Genomic DNA, 15,568 nt, shown 5'->3' on the forward strand with positions numbered 1-15,568 from the left:
CAAAAAGGGGCTGCTACGCAGCCCAGCGGGAGCAAGCTCCCTCGCCACAATGATTCAGACAAGCCTTGAGCGAACAGTGCTAGACCCTTGAGCCGCGCTTTAGGTGGCGGCGCCGGTACGCTCGATGCTGGATAAAAAACACGGCCCTTGAGCCCAATGCGGTTCACTCAAGAAAAATGATGGCCCTGTGGCGAGGGAGCTTGCTCCCGCTCGGCTGCGAAGCAGTCGTAAACCGGCAGGTGCGGTGTATCTGATGCTCCGCATTTGGCCGGTTTTGGGGCCGCTTCGCGGCCCAGCGGGAGCAAGCTCCCTCGCCACGGGTTTGTCGATTGCCTTAAGTGAACAGCATTAGGTCCTTGAGTCGCGTTCTTTCCGCCTGATCGTTACTGAGCCTTCGTCTCAGTAGCCGTCGTCGGTTTGACTGCTGGCTTCTTCACCGGCTCGGCCTTTTTTACCGGAGCCTTGGCCGGGGCTTTTTTGGCTGGGGTCTTGGCCGCCGGTTTTTTCGCCGCAGGCTTGGCCGTGGCTTTCTTGGCGGGTTCGACTTTCACCGGGGCAGGCGCGGGTGGCGCAACCGGGGCAGGCGCTGGGGCGGGTGTCGGTGCAGGCGCTGGAGGCGGCGCTACCGGCTCCGGTGCCTTGACCGGCTCCGGCTTCTTCTCGTCATCCGAGCCACCGAACAGGTTGCTGAAGAAGTTGCCCTTCTTCGCCGTCACCGCACCGGCAGCTGCCGCCGTTGCAGCAGGCGCGACCTTGACCGGTTCAAACGACTTGCCCGCCGCCAGGTCTTCAACCTGGCTGGCGGCCCGCTGGCCGCTGCGCAGCGCGCCTTCCAGGGTGCCCGGATACAGGGTGTCGGTGTGTTCACCGGCAAAGGCTACGCGCTGCAATGGTTTTTCCCACAGGCGCCAGTACTTGCTGATCTGGCCCGGACCAAAGGCCAGGTACGCGCCGCCCATGGACGGGTCGGTGCTGTAGCGGCGGATTTCATAGCCGGTGAACGCGCCACGGGCCTGGGGATAAAACGCGTGCAGACGGATCAGTACCTGGTCGACCATCTGCTTGTCGCCGAAAGCCTGCATCACCCGGGCGTTGTCGCCGGACAGGTTGATGACCACGTTGGCGCCGCCCTTCATGGCCGGCTCGATCCACATCATGCCCAGGCCAGTGTTGCTGTAGATCTCGCCAGACATGCGCGCCTTGCTGTCCCAGACCGGGGTCTTGAACTTGAGCATGATCTGGTCGCGCCAGCCGTAGTTGGTGCCCTTGATCGCGCCTTGATGCTGGGCATCCAGGGCCGGGGTCAACTGGATCTTGTTCAGCGCCCGCAGCGGCACCGCCAGCACCACGTAGTCAGCCTGATAGCCAACGGCGCCAACCTTGACGGTCACCCCGTCCTTGTCCTGGGAAATGGCCGACACGGGCGAATTGGTCTTGATGGTTTTCAGTTGCTTGACGAACGCCTGGGCCAGGGTCGGGCTGCCACCCAACAGGCGCGAGGCCCGCAGGTCGCGGTCGGACACGCCACGATAGACGCGGTTCTGCTGGGCGAAATACAGCAGCGACAGACGCGAAGGCTCGTCGTAACGGGTGCGAATCTCCTGGTTCACCAACTGCCGCGCCGTGGCCGGCAGTTGCAGACGGTCGAGCCAGTTGGACACGGTGATCTGGTCCAGCGCGTGCAATGTGTTGTTGGCCGCCGGGTTCTGCGGGTCTTCGATGGAGCGCGCCAGTTCGTCCAGGGTGGTTTCGTAGCGCTTGAGGGCTTCAGCCGTGGCCGGCTGTTTGGTCGCCAGGTCCGCAGCGGTGAAGTAGGTGCCGTCGATCAGGTAGCTGGGGGTGCGCACGAACTCCGGCGCCGGCGTGGTGCTCAGCTTGAATGTGGAGACGTATTTGTTCAGCACCGGCTGGGTCTTCTCGTTGCCGATCCACTCACTGGTGGCCATGCCTGAACGACCGCCCAAGCTCGGCTTGGCTTCCAGCAGGGTCACGACCCAGCCTTTGTTCTGCAGCTCATAGGCCGCCGTGAGTCCCGCCAGGCCGCCGCCGATGACGATGGCCGTCGGTTGCTTGTCCTTGGCCAGCGCCGAAACGCTGAACAGCCCTATCATCACCAGCGCACAGGCGCGCAGCCAACCAGCAGACATTCAACGAACTCCGGAGTAAACGTAGGTAATTTCAGTTTTTCGAGCCAGACAGCCCAGAAGAGCCGCGAAGAATACGTCAGCCATCAAAGCGCCGCCAGCGGCGTCTATCGCCTCGCTCAAAGTCGCCGCGATGACACAATGGGTTGTCCCCAGGGCCGCCATTGCATAGGCTTGCGCGATTGTTTTGCCCGCGCCCGCCGCGAGCCGCCTCGAGGAGACTGTTAATGGGCCTGAATAACCAGTGGATGCAACGCGACCTCGCGGTGCTGTGGCATCCCTGCACCCAGATGAAAGATCACGAACAGCTGCCGCTGATCCCCATCAAGCGCGGTGAAGGCGTGTGGCTGGAAGATTTCGAAGGCAAGCGCTATCTCGATGCCGTCAGCTCCTGGTGGGTCAACGTGTTCGGCCACGCCAACCCGCGCATCAACCAGCGCATCAAGGACCAGGTCGATCAGTTGGAGCATGTGATTCTCGCCGGCTTCAGCCACCAGCCGGTGATCGAGCTGTCCGAGCGCCTGGTGAAGATGACGCCCGAAGGCCTGACCCGGTGCTTCTACGCCGATAACGGCTCGTCCTGCATCGAAGTGGCAATGAAGATGAGCTTCCACTACTGGATCAATCGCGGTCGGCCGGACAAGAAGCGCTTCGTCACCCTGAGCAACAGTTACCACGGCGAAACCATCGCGGCGATGTCGGTGGGCGATGTGCCGTTGTTCACTGAAACCTACAAGGCGTTGCTGCTGGACACGATCAAGGTGCCGAGCCCCGACTGCTACCACCGCCCTGAAGGCATGGGTTGGGAAGAACATTCGCGCAACCTGTTCGCGGCCATGGAACAGACCCTGGCCGAGCACCACGACACGGTGGCGGCAGTGATCGTCGAACCGCTGATCCAGGGCGCCGGCGGCATGCGCATGTACCACCCGGTGTACCTGAAGTTGCTGCGCGAGGCTTGCGATCGCTATGGCGTGCACCTGATCCACGACGAAATCGCCGTCGGCTTTGGCCGTACCGGGACGATGTTCGCCTGTGAGCAGGCCGGCATCATGCCGGATTTCCTCTGCCTGTCCAAGGCCCTGACCGGCGGTTACTTGCCGCTGGCCGCGTGCGTGACCACCGACGAGGTCTACAGCGCCTTCTACGACGACTACCCGACCCTGCGCGCCTTCCTGCACTCCCACAGCTACACCGGTAACCCGCTGGCCTGCGCGGCGGCCCTGGCGACGCTGGATATCTTCGAGGACGACAACGTCATCGAAAACAACCAGGCCCTGGCCCAGCGCATGGCGAGCGCCACCGCGCACCTGGCCGATCACCCGAACGTCGCCGAAGTGCGCCAGACTGGCATGGTGCTGGCCATCGAGATGGTCAAGGACAAGGCCAGCAAAACCGCTTATCCGTGGCAGGAACGGCGCGGCCTGAGTGTGTTCCAGCATGCCTTGGAGCGTGGTGCCTTGCTGCGCCCACTGGGCAGCGTGGTGTATTTCCTGCCGCCGTATGTCATCACCCCGGAGCAGATCGATTTCCTGGCCGAAGTGGCCAGCGAGGGCATCGACATCGCCACCCGGGACAAGGTCAGCGTGGCGGTGCCGAAGGACTTTCATCCCGGTTATCGCGATCCGGGCTGATATCGCGATGCACTGTTGGAACACCATTGTGGCGAGGGGATTTATCCCCGTTGGGCTGCGCAGCAGCCCTAAAACCGGATACCCCAGTGCTTCAGGCAAATCGCGTTGGATGTATTTGGGGCTGCTTCGCAGCCCAACGGGGATAAATCCCCTCGCCACAGGTGTGGGGGGCCTCATAGCACCGTTAACTTTTTCAGAGATCCGACATGAGACTGTCCCGCTTCTTCATCGACGCGCCCCTGAGCCTCGGCGACCACGAACTGCCCGAGGCACAGGCCCACTACATCGGCCGTGTGCTGCGCATGGCCGAAGGCGATGCGGTGCAGGTGTTTGACGGCTCGGGCCAGGAGTTTCGCGGCACCCTGGCCGAAGTCGGCAAGAAACGCGTGCGGGTGCAATTGGACGAGCAGTTCGCCGGACAACCTGAATCGCCGCTGCGCATCCACCTCGGCCAGGGCTTGTCCCGAGGCGAGCGCATGGATTGGGCGATCCAGAAAGCCACGGAGCTGGGGGTCAGCGAGATCACGCCGATTTTCAGCGAACGCTGCGAAGTGCGCCTCAAGGACGAGCGCGCCGACAAGCGCCTGCTGCACTGGCGCCAGGTGGCAATCAGTGCCTGCGAGCAATGCGGGCGCTCGAGCGTGCCGATCATCCACCCGCCCCTGCTGCTGGCCGACTGGCTGAAGCAGACCGAGGCCGAGCTCAAACTGGTGCTGCATCCGGTGGCCGAGCCGCTGGCCAGCCATGACAAACCGTCGACACTGGCGTTCCTGATTGGTCCTGAAGGCGGTTTGTCGGACGCCGAAGTCGAACAGGCCAAGACCGCCGGCTACCATGCCGCCCGCCTCGGCCCTCGCGTGCTGCGCACCGAAACCGCGCCGGTGGTGGCGCTGGCGGTGGCGCAGCAGTTGTGGGGGGATTTCTAAGCCGCCGCAGGTCCCACATTGAATCCAGGTTGCTCAGGGATTAGAGCACATAAAACAGAATCGCCACGAAGTGCAGCAGGCTGCCGGCGATCACGAACAGGTGCCAGATGCCATGGGCGTGGCGCAGCCGATGGTCGAGGGCGAAGAAGATAATGCCCACGGTGTACAACACGCCGCCCGAGGCCAGCCAGGCAAACCCGGCGCTGCCCAGGGCCGCCAGCAGCGGCTTGACCGCCACCAGCACGATCCAGCCCATCACCGCGTAGATGACGATCGACAGGATCCGCGCTTCGGAGCGTGGCTTGATCTCCTGCAGTATCCCTATCAGCGCCAGCCCCCAGACGATCCCGAACAAGGTCCAGCCCCACGGCCCGCGCAGGGTCACCAGGCAGAACGGGGTGTAACTGCCGGCGATCAGCAGGTAGATCGAAAAGTGATCGACCTTCTGCATGATCGCTTTTTTGCGCCCGCGCACGCTGTGGTAAACCGTCGAAGCGCTGTACAGCACCAGCAGGGTGAACCCGTAGATCGCCACACTGACGATCTTCCACGGATCGCCCGCCATCCCGGCAATCACCAGCAACCACACCGCCCCGATAAAAGCCGCCACCGCCCCGACCAAGTGCGTCCAGGCATTGAGTCGTTCTCCGTGATACATCCAGTCCCACCTCACATTCCAGAGCAGACGCCAAGGCTCAGGCCTGGCGCTGCAAAGTGCAATGGTTTGCTGTAGTCCTCAGGGCACACGACACCCTGTGGCGAGGGGATTTATCCCCGCTGGGCTGCGAAGCGGCCCCAATACAGTTGAATGCAATTTGCCTGACACGGTGATGCGGCAGAATTGGGGCTGCTGCGCAGCCCGGCGGGGATAAATCCCCTCGCCACAGATTAACCCCTCCAAAAAGAGTCGATTGGGGCACAATCGGGCGATACGAATAAGAGCCCACCCCATGCTGATCGACGAAGAATTGACCCTGAAGAAACTCGAGGTGTTCCTGGCCTTCATGCGCACCGGCAACCTGGCGCGGGCGGCAGCCGAGTTGCAGACCAGCAATGTCAGTGTGCACCGGGCCATTCACTCGCTGGAGAGCGCCCTGCGCTGCCCGTTGTTCAAGCACGAAGGCCGCAACCTCACGCCGCTGGAAAGTGCTTACGTGCTGGAAGAGCGGGCGCAGAAGCTGATCCAGGACGTGGTCGAAAGCGTACGCCTGACCCGCGAAGCCGCCGGTTTCTCCGCCGAACGCTTCAAGCTCGGCTCGCTGTATTCGTTGACGGTCAAGACCGTGCCGCAACTGATCATGGGCCTGAAAATCCGTCGCAGCGAGCTCAATATCGACCTGATCCTGGGCTCGAACATCGACCTGCTCTACAAGCTCAAGAACATGGAAGTGGACGCGATCCTGATCTCCCTGGACGACAGCGTGAACGACCCGGACTGTGAGCATATCGAGCTGTTTTGCGATGACATCTTCCTCGCCACGCCGGCCGACTCGCCCTTTGCCCGGCGCAGCGAGGTCGATCTGGCCGAGGTGCGCGACGAGACGTTCATCACCCTGACCCAGGGTTTTGCCACGCACCAGGACGGTATCCGGGTGTTCAAGCAGGCGGGGTTCGAACCGAAGGTGGCAATGCAGGTCAACGACATCTTCACCCTGCTGAGCATGGTCAGCTCCGGGGTGGGCTACGCGTTGCTGCCGGGACGAATTGCGGCGGTGTATGAAAACCGGGTGAAATTGATCCCGTTGCAGGAAAGGTATCGGCTACAACAGCGCATTGGCGTGGTGTTCCTGAAGGCCAAGGAGCGTGATCCGAATCTGCTGGCGCTGTTGGCTGAGTGCCGGATGTATGCCAACCGCCAGGCTTGAGACCGTGTTGCCTTCATCGCGAGCAAGCTCGCTCCCACAGGGACACGCGGTCAACTGTGGTAGCGAGCCTGCTCGCGATGGGACAGTCCTGTCGACAAAGAGACCAGGCCCTACCCCATCAACCCCCGCATGATCAAAAACAACAACGAAGGCCCCAACAAGCACCCAAGCGCCGTATAGAATGCCGCCGTCAGGCAGCCATATGGCACCAGTTTCGGATCGGTGGCCGCCAGGCCACCGGCCACGCCGCTGGAGGTGCCCATCAGGCCACCGAAAATCACCGCGCTGCGCGGATTGTTGAGGCCAATCAACGGTGCCACGAACGGCGTCGCTACCATCACCAGGATTGCCTTGATCAACCCGGCGGCAATGGACAACGCCATCACCTCGGAACTGGCACCAATCGCCGCCCCGGTCACCGGCCCGACGATGTAGGTCACCGCCCCGGCGCCAATGGTGGTCAGGCTCACCGCGTCGGTGTAACCGAACGCCATCGCCACGCCCACGCCAGCGATGAACGACGTAGCGACCCCGACGAACAGCGCCAGCACCCCGACGAAACCGGCGCGCTTGAGTTCTTCGATACTCACGCCAAACGCCGTGGCGACGATGGCAAAGTCCCGCAGCATCGCACCGCCCAGCAAACCAATCCCGGACAGCAGCGGAATGTCCACCACCCCCTTCTGCCCACCCGTCATAGCCCCGCCAATGTAGGAGAGCACCAGCCCCAGGAGAATGGCGATGGCCGAACCATGCAGCCGACCTTTGGTGAACGTGTTGCTGATCCAGTAGGACACCCACATGGTGATGCCGACAATCGCAAAACCGCTGATCAGGCCGTAGCCGGTGATGACTTTCATCATGGATTCGTACATGGCAATCACCCGACCGTCTTAACGGAGACGTTGCCCTGGGGCCCTTTGTTACCAATGCGCACCAGCACCGGCACCAACGCAAAGGCAATCACCACCGCCAGGGTTCCGGCCAGGATCGCCATCGGTCCGCCCTTGAGCGCGCCGTAGACGTTTTGCTGCGCCGCCATCGCCACCACAATGGGAATGTAGACCGCGCTCCAGAATTCCACGCCGGCCTCGGATTTGCCCTTGAACAGGCCACGCTTGCTCAGGTAACTGCCCAGGCCGATCAACAACAGCATCGCAATGCCGACGCCGCCGACGTTGGCCGGCACGCCGATCAATTTGCCCAGCAGTTCACCGATAAAAATACCCGCCAGGGTACAAAAGGCCAAAAATGCCACACCGTAGATAATCATTGTTGTAGTCCTCAAAGTGCATCGTCGAAGTTGTTGTTTTTGTGCTTCGCCAGCTTGAGTCGGTGGTTTAGGGTTGGCGGTTTCCCTCCTCACGCAACAGCGCCTGCAAGGTGTCGAGCCGGGCGCCGTCGAAAGCCATGACAGTGCCCTGCTCGAATACCCGGCGCGCCAGGGCGGTCAGCACCGCACCGGGCGGCAGTTCGATCTGTAGTCGCACGCCTCGCTCGTAGGCGCTTTGCACAGTGCCGCGCCAATCCACCACGCGGCACATGTTGAACGCCAGGTCGTCGCGCAAAGCCTCGGTGTCGATCAGCGGTCGCGCGCGGCTACCGCTGAGATAACCCAAGGCCGGTGCCTTCAACGACACGTCGGCAAATGCCTGGGCCAATGCCCGGGCCGGTGCTTCCAGCAACGGACAATGGGACGGCACGCTCACCGCCAGCCGACAGGCCTTCCCGGCGCCCAGGCTGCGCGCCTGCCTGGCAACGTTGTTCATGGCCTCATCGTTGCCAGCGATGACCACCTGGTTATCCGCGTTGATGTTGGCCAGGTAGACCGGAGTGTGGTCGCTGTGCACCTGCGCCAGCAATGCCTCCACTGCCGCGAGGTCGAGGCCGATGATCGCGGTCATGCCATAGCCTTGCGGATACGCCTGCTGCATCAATTCGCCCCGCAGGCTGACCAGCCGCAAAGCATCCTCGAACCCCAGCGCCCCGGCCACCACCGCCGCCGGATAAGCACCGATGGACAGTCCCGCCACGTAGTCCGGGGCAGGTGCCTGCTCCAGCAGTTGACGGGCCGCCGCCACACCGGCGATCAACAAACACAGCTGCACGGCGCGGGTCGACTGCAAGGCTTCGGCGCTGTCCAGTTGCAACACGTCCTCACCGAGCACGTCAGCCGCCTCGTCGAGGACTTGCGGCACCAGGCCATGGAGCATGCCCGCGCGCTGCGCACCCTGGCCGGGAAAGACGAAGAGGCTGCTCACGCGACTTGCTCCAATGAAGGCTGCCAAGGATCGCTCACCAGCCGTGCCTGCACGTCGTCCTTGAGCAAGACCCGCCGCGACGAACCCGCCCACTCGCGCAAGGCGACGGCACCGCAGGGTGTTTGCAACTGCATATCCACGGCACAAACCGAGGCATCCAGTTGCGCCAGCAATTCCCCGGCCTGGAGACGATCGAGAAAATGCGGCACCCGCAGAATCAAATCCAGGTCGCTGCGTTCATGCAGCGCCTCGATACCCGTGGCAAGCTCGAACCCGGCGCTGCCGCTGACGCCCCAGGTCCAGCCACTGGCATCGAGCAGCGGACGCAGGCGGGACAGCGCTTGCAGGGCTGGCAAGTCGCGAGTCGAGGCAACGTGACAAAGGTCTTCTGGCATGACGCGACGGGCAATCGCCGCGATCGCCATCGAGGTTGCATAACGCTGCTCGCGCAAGCGCCCGCGCACGCCGACCGCGATTTGATCCGGTGCCGTCAGTGCGCGCCGAACCACCACCGGTTGACCGGCGGTGATCGACTCGACTACCCATGTTGGCGCATCCGCAGCCAACTGCTCCGGAGTCAGCCCCCAGAGCAGGTCATGGGCCAGATACGTACTCACCACTGCTCTCTCAGCAGTTGGCGAACCCGGCTCGACGCGATACGGTTGTACGCCCCCAGACGGCCGCTCAGATCACGCGGCCCCGCCTCGACATCTTCAATCGCCTGGAGCAGACAATCCGTCACCCGCGTCAGATCCTCCGCCAAGGGCTGTTCGATTTGCTCCACCGACAAAATTTCCCATAACAACCCCAGGCTGGCAAAGCTGTCGATGTCATAGGCCATCGGCGGCACGCTGGCGGCCAGGGCTTCAAGCTCCTCGACGCTGCGCAGGGTCACCCGCGCCGCCGAGGCCTTGCCCATGGCGTGGACCATCACCCCCGGATCGCGCAGTGCAATCAGCCGATTAGCCTGGTAGCCGTGGGCCAGAAACGCTCCGGACATCGCCTTGCCCACCAACAAGCCGATCACCGGATGCCCGGCCAATCGTGCGCGGGCATAGCTGTCCGCTGCACCGGCCAAGGCCTGATGAATACCGAGGGCTTCTTCGCGCCGGCCATAGGCTTGGCTCGGCACATCGACAACGGCGATCAACGCACGCTTGTGGGAGGCATCACGGTCGGCGTCGATGGCATCGTCCACGGCCTTGGCCAGGCCCCAACCCTCGAGCAAACCCACCTCGCCATTGCGGGCACGGGGAAAACGACTGTCGGGATCCGCCACCACCGCCAGCAGGCGCACGTGTTGCCCGCCCAGCGTGACGTCCGCGACCTTCAACGAAGCAGGCAAGCCTTCCAACGGTTTGGCGCCGCCGCTCAAGGCTTCGAACCAGCGCAAGCCTCTCAATGAATACGAGTTCATGGGCGTTCTCCCTGATACAGCTGACGAACCGTGGCCGGCTCGATTTGCACTTCAGTGTCCAAACGGGCCAGGCGTTGCAGGAACAGCTCGGCCTGGCCGCTGCGGTGTTGCGCGGGAACGCCCAGGTGCAGCAATTGGCTGACCTGCTGGCGGATCCGCGCCACATCATCGGCGACGTAACGGTCCACCAGTCCACTGGCGAAACGTTGCTCGCCGCCGGTCAGGCTCCAAATGAACGGCCGGTCGCGGGAGTCGTATTCGTCGATCCCGGCCTCCTGTTCGATCACTTGTGGGCCGTTGAGGCCCAGCCGCGCTTCCTGGGTCACCAGCAGATAACTGCACAGCCCGGCGGCGATGGACATGCCTCCGAAACAGCCGACGCTGCCGGCCACCACACCGACCACCGGTTGGTATTGGCGCAGGTCGACGGTCGCCGAATGAATCTCGGCAATCGCCGCCAACCCGAGGTTGGCTTCCTGCAAACGCACGCCGCCGGTTTCCAGCAGCAGCACGGCGCGGGTCGGGATGCCTTTGCGATTGTCCTCGGCGGCCAGTTCCAGCGCACCGGCAATCTTCGCCCCGCCGACTTCACCGAGGCTGCCGCCCTGGAACGCGCCTTCGATGGCGGCGATCACCACCGGCAAGCCATCGAGGCTGCCCTTAGCGATCACCACGCCGTCGTCGCTTTGCGGCACCACGCCCTGGCGCAGCAGCCAGGGCGACATGATCCGCTGGAAGGGATCGAGCAGTTCGCGAAAAGTGCCGTCATCGAGCAAGGCCTTGGCCCGCTGCCGGGCGCCGAGTTCGACGAAGCTGTGCTTGTTGAGCAACGCTGCACTGTCAGTCATGGCCGATCTCCTCGAAGCCTTGCTCCAGGCGCAAACGCACCACGCCGGGGGTGGCGCCGAAATCGTGGATGTCGATAGACAAGGCCGGCGGTGTCTGGCCATCGAACATACGGGCGAACAGGTGCTGCCAGCGTTGTTCACTGCCGTTGACCGAGGTCCGCACCTGAATGGTCAACTTGCCCGCCAGGCCGGGTTCGATCAGCACTTCCAGGTCGCCCGAGCCGACGCAGCCCACCAGCGCCCGCCCCCGTGGCGGCTGCCCGGCGGGGAATTCAAAGGATAAGGTTTCCATCAGCACACTCCAGGGAAGAGGCCATCGCCGCGTTCGATACGATCGAGGAACAGGCAGGCGGCGAGCAGGTCGGCAGCGCCGCCGGGCGAGGCGTTCAAGGCGATCAGTTGTTGGTCCAGCGCGTGCAACTGGCGGCGTCCGCCCAGGCTGGCACTGCCACCGGCATCGAGCACCGCCTTGGCGCCCAACTGCATAGCCTGCAAACCGGGTTCGCCAGCACGGTAGAGCACGCAAGTGTCAGCCAGGGTGGTCATGATCGCCAGCAAGGCATCGAGCCGGGCGTTCTGCTCGCCCGCCCCCGCCGCGCGGCTGCGTTTGAGTTGCGGCAGGCCGAGGCCGGTCACCGCCGGGAACGCCAGTTGCGCTTCTTCCCGGGCACCGCGTACGCCGTAGCGCTGAGCCACCTGGGCACCATGGCTCAAGGGCTGGGGCGCGTAGCGGTCGTTGAGCAAGGCCAGGCGCGCAGCCCTCAGGGTGACTGCGCCTGGAGCATTGGATTCAGGCTCCAGCGCCGTCGCCGCCACGAGCAAGCCCAAGGCCCAGATCGCGCCACGGTGAGTGTTCACGCCGCCCGTGGTGACAAGCATCGCGGCTTCACCTTCACGGCCGATCCGGCCGAGGGCTTCGCGCAATGGCAGGCCGATTTCGCCACAATCGAGGGCGGTTTCGGCCATGGCCTTGAACGCGGGCCACAGCGACAGCGCCGAGGCGTGCATCAGGCCCAGGTGCAGATCGGTGTGGGCGCCGTTGCCGCGCCGGTCCACCAGGGCGGGTTTGGGCGACAGGTCGGCCTCGTCGATCAGCGCATCCACCGCCATGTCCGCCAGACGTTCGGCCAAGGACAGTTTTTTCGGTTGCAGGTTGAAGGCGTGCATTTACCAGCTCCTGAACTTGGCGGGCGGGTTGTAGAGGCCACCGGACCACTCCACCAGGTCGGCCACGCTCTTGGCCGCAAGCAGCTCGCGGGTGGCGTCGGTCCGGCGGATGCCGAGGTCTTCCGGCAAAGCGATCAACCCTTCGCGGCGCATGCGCGCGGTGTCTTTCGGGTTGTGGCGCAAGCCGATGGCGGTGACCCCGGCCACAGCCGCGATCATCGCCTGGCGCTCTTCCAGGGAACGAGCCTTGTACAGGTAGGCGATGCCCTCTTCGGTGAGCAAATGGGTGACGTCATCGCCGTAGATCATGATCGGCGCCAGGGGCATGCCGGCTTTCTTCGCCACGTCCACCGCGTCGAGCGTCTCGACGAAGGTCGGTTTGCCGCCCTCCTGGAACGTCTCGACCATCTGCACCACCAGCTTCTTGCCGCGCTCGAGCAGCGGCGCCTCGCCATCGCCGTGGCGCATGTCGAGCCAGGCCGGCGTGCCGTGGCGGCGACCGCGCGGGTCGTGGCCCATGTTCGGTGCCCCACCGAAGCCGGCCAGTCGGCCACGGGTCACGGTGGAGGAATGGCCGTCGCCGTCCACTTGCAGCGTTGCGCCGATGAACAGGTCCACCGCGTACTGTCCGGCCAATTGGCAAACCATGCGGTTGGAACGCAGCGAGCCATCGCGACCGGTGAAAAACACATCCGGTCGCGCGGCGATATAGTTTTCCATGCCCAACTCAGTGCCAAAACAATGCACGCTTTCGACCCAGCCGCTTTCAATGGCCGGGATCAAGGTCGGGTGAGGATTGAGGGTCCAGTTACGGCAGATCTTGCCCTTCAAACCGAGGGACTCACCGTAGGTCGGCAGGATCAGTTCGATGGCAGCGGTGTTGAAACCGATGCCGTGATTGAGGGATTGAACGTTGTGTTTTTCGTAGATCCCGCGGATCGCCATCATCGCCATCAGCACATGCACAGGCTTGATGTGGCGCGGGTCACGGGTGAACAGCGGCTCGATGTAGAACGGCTTGTCGGCCACCACCACAAAATCGACCCAGGACGCCGGAATGTCGACTCGCGGCAGGTCACTGACGTCGTCCACCAACTGGTTGACCTGGACAATGACGATACCGTCACTGAAGGCCGCCGGTTCGATCAGCGCCGGTGTGTCTTCGGTGCTGGGACCGGTGTAGATATTGCCGGCGCGGTCGGCCATGAAACCGGCCGAGAGCACCACGTTGGGAATCAGGTCCACCACCAACCGGGCGTAGAGCTCGATGTAGGTGTGGATCGCGCCGATTTCCAGCAGGCCGTCTTCCAGCAATTGGCTGATGCGCAGGCTCTGGGTGCCGGCGAAGGAGAAGTCGAGCTTGCGGGCGATGCCGCGTTCGAACAGGTCCAGGTGCTCGGACCGGCCGACGCTGGGCATGATCATGTGTAAATCGTGCAACTTCGAAGGATCGACTTTCGCCAGCGAGCGCGAGAGAAAGTCCGCCTGCTTCTGGTTATTGCCCTCCAGCACCACGCGGTCGCCGGGCAGGATCAACGCTTCCAGCGCTGCAACGATCTTGTCGGTGGGCAACACCACACCGTCGGCAAGCCCCTTCACCAGCTCGAGACGCCGCTGCTTTTCGCTGCGTCGCCGCGTCCAGCGCGAGTCGGGGGATATTGTTGTTGTCATGACCACTCCACGGGTTCGCTGTCGTGGGGGTTACCTTAGGAGTGTTGTGGCGAGGGCATCAATCAAGCTCAGCGGCGGATCGTTACGGTTGGAGTAATGGTGGGATGGACACACCGCCCTGTGGCGAGGGAGCTTGCTCCCGCCGGCCTGCGAGCAGGCCCCTGTGTATTTTCAGGCAGACCGCATTGCCGGGTTCGCGGCTGCTACGCAGCCGAGCGGGAGCAAGCTCCCTCGCCACAGGGTTATTGGTAGGCCGGTTAATCACGGCGCAACGATGCCCCGTGTGGGAGCGAGCTCCCACAGGAATTAGATTTTGCGGCTATCACGAGGCTTCAACTGATACTCATCAAACACGATCGAAAGCGTCTTCACCCAGCAAGCTGATCTTGTCCTGCCGCGCTACCCGCACCACGAAGCTGTTACCCGCCGCAAATTTTGCAGCCCAGTCCTGGGGCGTGTAGAGCGTAGGGTTAAGAGGACGGCCCAGTTGCTCCTCCAGAGGCATGGCGAGGGTTTCGCTGAGGTTGGCCAGGAGGCATTCGCTGTCGAGGTCATCCACGACAGTGAACAGTTGACCAGGAGGTTGTTTCTTTTTGGTTTGAGGTTTGGGGTCGAGATAGAAGCTCAAGGCACGTTCGGCGGCTTCATCAAGCTTTTGCGGATCAAGGCCGGTATGGGCTGATGAGGGGTCGGTTTCGGGGGGATTGGGGGTGACCTTGAACATAGGGTGACACTCCGTTTACTGGTTGGAGCTGCTACGTTCGTTTCCAAGCGAATGGGTGGCAGCCGTACGCAGGTTGGAAAACCGGGGTAAACGAGCCCGGCAGACCCGAAGGTCTCCCGCGCACAGCCGCCATAACGAAAGCAAGGTCAAAAAACGACCGTCAGCATACGTTATGAAGGGCGCTTTTGCGCCGTCTACTTCGGGTTTCCAAGCCCGATCGCTGAATTTGCAGCGACAGGAAAAGGTTAGCGACAGCCCTTCCCCACCCGGCAACCGCCAGAGCTCGTCGGAAAAATCTGCTTGAGTCAGAAAGTTTGTCCGACCATTCCCACAACCTTGGTCGGCTGTCAGGCCGCCATCGCGAGCAAGCTCGCTCCCACACAGGTTTTTGGTCGTTTATAAGATCAGTGTCCACCGCCAATCTTGCTCGCGATGGCGGTGGCTCTGCTTGCATCAATGCAGAATGTGCCGTCGCCTTCGCGGGCAAGCCCACATTGGAATTGAGTACACCCGGGCGAAACAGGTCGGCTATAAGGCCGCCTCGCGAGCAAGCTTTGCTCCCACAGATCCAGCCCAAACAGGTCTGATTGGTAAACACCGCCCGCAAGAGCAAGGCCGGCTATAAGGCCGCCTCGCGCCGGACGTTGATCTCGGCGCCCCGTTAACCACGATGGCCGAACGCAGGCATTGTGCAGTGGGCATCCCGGCATGGATGCCGGGATAGCCGCGCTGGGCCATGGATGGCCCTTCGCGGCGGGCCCACGGAGCAATGCCGGAGTGAGGGCATGCCGAGCCCTAGCGAGGCACCGAGTGGTGGGGCAAAAGCGTTTTGCTTACTTTTGCGCTTCTCAAAAGTGAGACGCCGTAAGGGCGGAACCCTAAGTGGCCGTTACCGAAGAAATGGATATGTA

General features: G+C 63.0%; 15 protein-coding genes. 3 read left to right on the forward strand and 12 right to left on the reverse strand.

Annotated features, from left to right (window positions below):
• Positions 1-383: 383 nt before the first annotated feature.
• The gene (locus BM300_RS19375) at positions 384-2,147 is read right to left on the reverse strand and encodes a flavin monoamine oxidase family protein (protein WP_092463670.1); all 1,764 of its coding nucleotides are present in this window, start codon (positions 2,145-2,147) and stop codon (positions 384-386) included.
• 224 nt (positions 2,148-2,371) lie between these two features.
• On the opposite strand from BM300_RS19375, the gene BM300_RS19380 reads away from it, so the two are divergent.
• Together BM300_RS19380 and BM300_RS19385 are read left to right on the forward strand one after the other, a co-directional pair.
• Positions 2,372-3,778, forward strand: coding sequence for an adenosylmethionine--8-amino-7-oxononanoate transaminase (locus BM300_RS19380; protein WP_092463673.1), 1,407 nt, complete (start codon positions 2,372-2,374; stop codon positions 3,776-3,778).
• Between the two features lie 206 nt (positions 3,779-3,984).
• Complete coding sequence (locus tag BM300_RS19385; RefSeq protein ID WP_092150727.1) at positions 3,985-4,704, forward strand: 16S rRNA (uracil(1498)-N(3))-methyltransferase; 720 nt, start codon at positions 3,985-3,987, stop codon at positions 4,702-4,704.
• A 40-nt stretch (positions 4,705-4,744) separates the two neighbouring features.
• Here BM300_RS19385 and BM300_RS19390 read toward each other — a convergent pair whose 3' ends face one another.
• Positions 4,745-5,362, reverse strand: coding sequence for a PAQR family membrane homeostasis protein TrhA (locus BM300_RS19390; RefSeq protein WP_018609564.1), 618 nt, complete (start codon positions 5,360-5,362; stop codon positions 4,745-4,747).
• 292 nt (positions 5,363-5,654) lie between these two features.
• Here BM300_RS19390 and BM300_RS19395 point away from each other — a divergent pair, with 292 nt between their 5' ends.
• Entirely contained in the window at positions 5,655-6,569 is a 915-nt protein-coding gene (locus BM300_RS19395; protein WP_092150724.1) for a LysR family transcriptional regulator, read from the forward strand.
• A gap of 110 nt (positions 6,570-6,679) precedes the next feature.
• Here BM300_RS19395 and madM read toward each other — a convergent pair whose 3' ends face one another.
• The 10 genes from madM to BM300_RS31450 form a co-directional block, all read right to left on the reverse strand.
• Complete coding sequence (madM, locus tag BM300_RS19400; RefSeq protein WP_072346254.1) at positions 6,680-7,444, reverse strand: malonate transporter subunit MadM; 765 nt, start codon at positions 7,442-7,444, stop codon at positions 6,680-6,682.
• 5 nt (positions 7,445-7,449) lie between these two features.
• Positions 7,450-7,842: a malonate transporter subunit MadL gene (madL, locus tag BM300_RS19405; RefSeq protein ID WP_072346252.1), complete on the reverse strand. Its 393-nt coding sequence runs from the start codon at positions 7,840-7,842 to the stop codon at positions 7,450-7,452.
• A gap of 67 nt (positions 7,843-7,909) precedes the next feature.
• Positions 7,910-8,830, reverse strand: a complete 921-nt coding sequence (gene mdcH, locus BM300_RS19410) for a malonate decarboxylase subunit epsilon (protein WP_092463675.1) — start codon at positions 8,828-8,830, stop codon at positions 7,910-7,912.
• Positions 8,827-9,447 (reverse strand): malonate decarboxylase holo-ACP synthase, encoded by a 621-nt coding sequence (locus tag BM300_RS19415; protein WP_092463746.1) that lies wholly within the window; start codon positions 9,445-9,447, stop codon positions 8,827-8,829. Before BM300_RS19415 ends, mdcH begins: the two co-directional genes overlap by 4 nt.
• The gene (gene mdcE / locus BM300_RS19420; RefSeq protein ID WP_092345246.1) at positions 9,444-10,247 is read right to left on the reverse strand and encodes a biotin-independent malonate decarboxylase subunit gamma; all 804 of its coding nucleotides are present in this window, start codon (positions 10,245-10,247) and stop codon (positions 9,444-9,446) included. Before mdcE ends, BM300_RS19415 begins: the two co-directional genes overlap by 4 nt.
• Complete coding sequence (locus tag BM300_RS19425) at positions 10,244-11,095, reverse strand: biotin-independent malonate decarboxylase subunit beta (RefSeq protein WP_092463677.1); 852 nt, start codon at positions 11,093-11,095, stop codon at positions 10,244-10,246. The genes mdcE and BM300_RS19425 overlap by 4 nt, the downstream gene beginning before the upstream one ends.
• Positions 11,088-11,387: a malonate decarboxylase subunit delta gene (locus BM300_RS19430; RefSeq protein ID WP_092345244.1), complete on the reverse strand. Its 300-nt coding sequence runs from the start codon at positions 11,385-11,387 to the stop codon at positions 11,088-11,090. The genes BM300_RS19425 and BM300_RS19430 overlap by 8 nt, the downstream gene beginning before the upstream one ends.
• Positions 11,387-12,262: a triphosphoribosyl-dephospho-CoA synthase gene (locus BM300_RS19435; RefSeq protein WP_092463680.1), complete on the reverse strand. Its 876-nt coding sequence runs from the start codon at positions 12,260-12,262 to the stop codon at positions 11,387-11,389. Before BM300_RS19435 ends, BM300_RS19430 begins: the two co-directional genes overlap by 1 nt.
• Positions 12,263-13,933 carry a malonate decarboxylase subunit alpha gene (mdcA, locus tag BM300_RS19440; protein ID WP_092150706.1) on the reverse strand — a complete coding sequence of 557 codons (1,671 nt, stop codon included), beginning with the start codon at positions 13,931-13,933 and terminating at the stop codon, positions 12,263-12,265.
• Between the two features lie 346 nt (positions 13,934-14,279).
• Positions 14,280-14,657: a hypothetical protein gene (locus BM300_RS31450; RefSeq protein WP_092463683.1), complete on the reverse strand. Its 378-nt coding sequence runs from the start codon at positions 14,655-14,657 to the stop codon at positions 14,280-14,282.
• Between the last annotated feature and the right edge of the window lie 911 nt (positions 14,658-15,568).

Source organism: Pseudomonas sp. NFACC46-3 (genome assembly GCF_900114515.1).
In the GTDB taxonomy this organism is placed as follows: domain Bacteria; phylum Pseudomonadota; class Gammaproteobacteria; order Pseudomonadales; family Pseudomonadaceae; genus Aquipseudomonas; species Aquipseudomonas fluorescens_Q.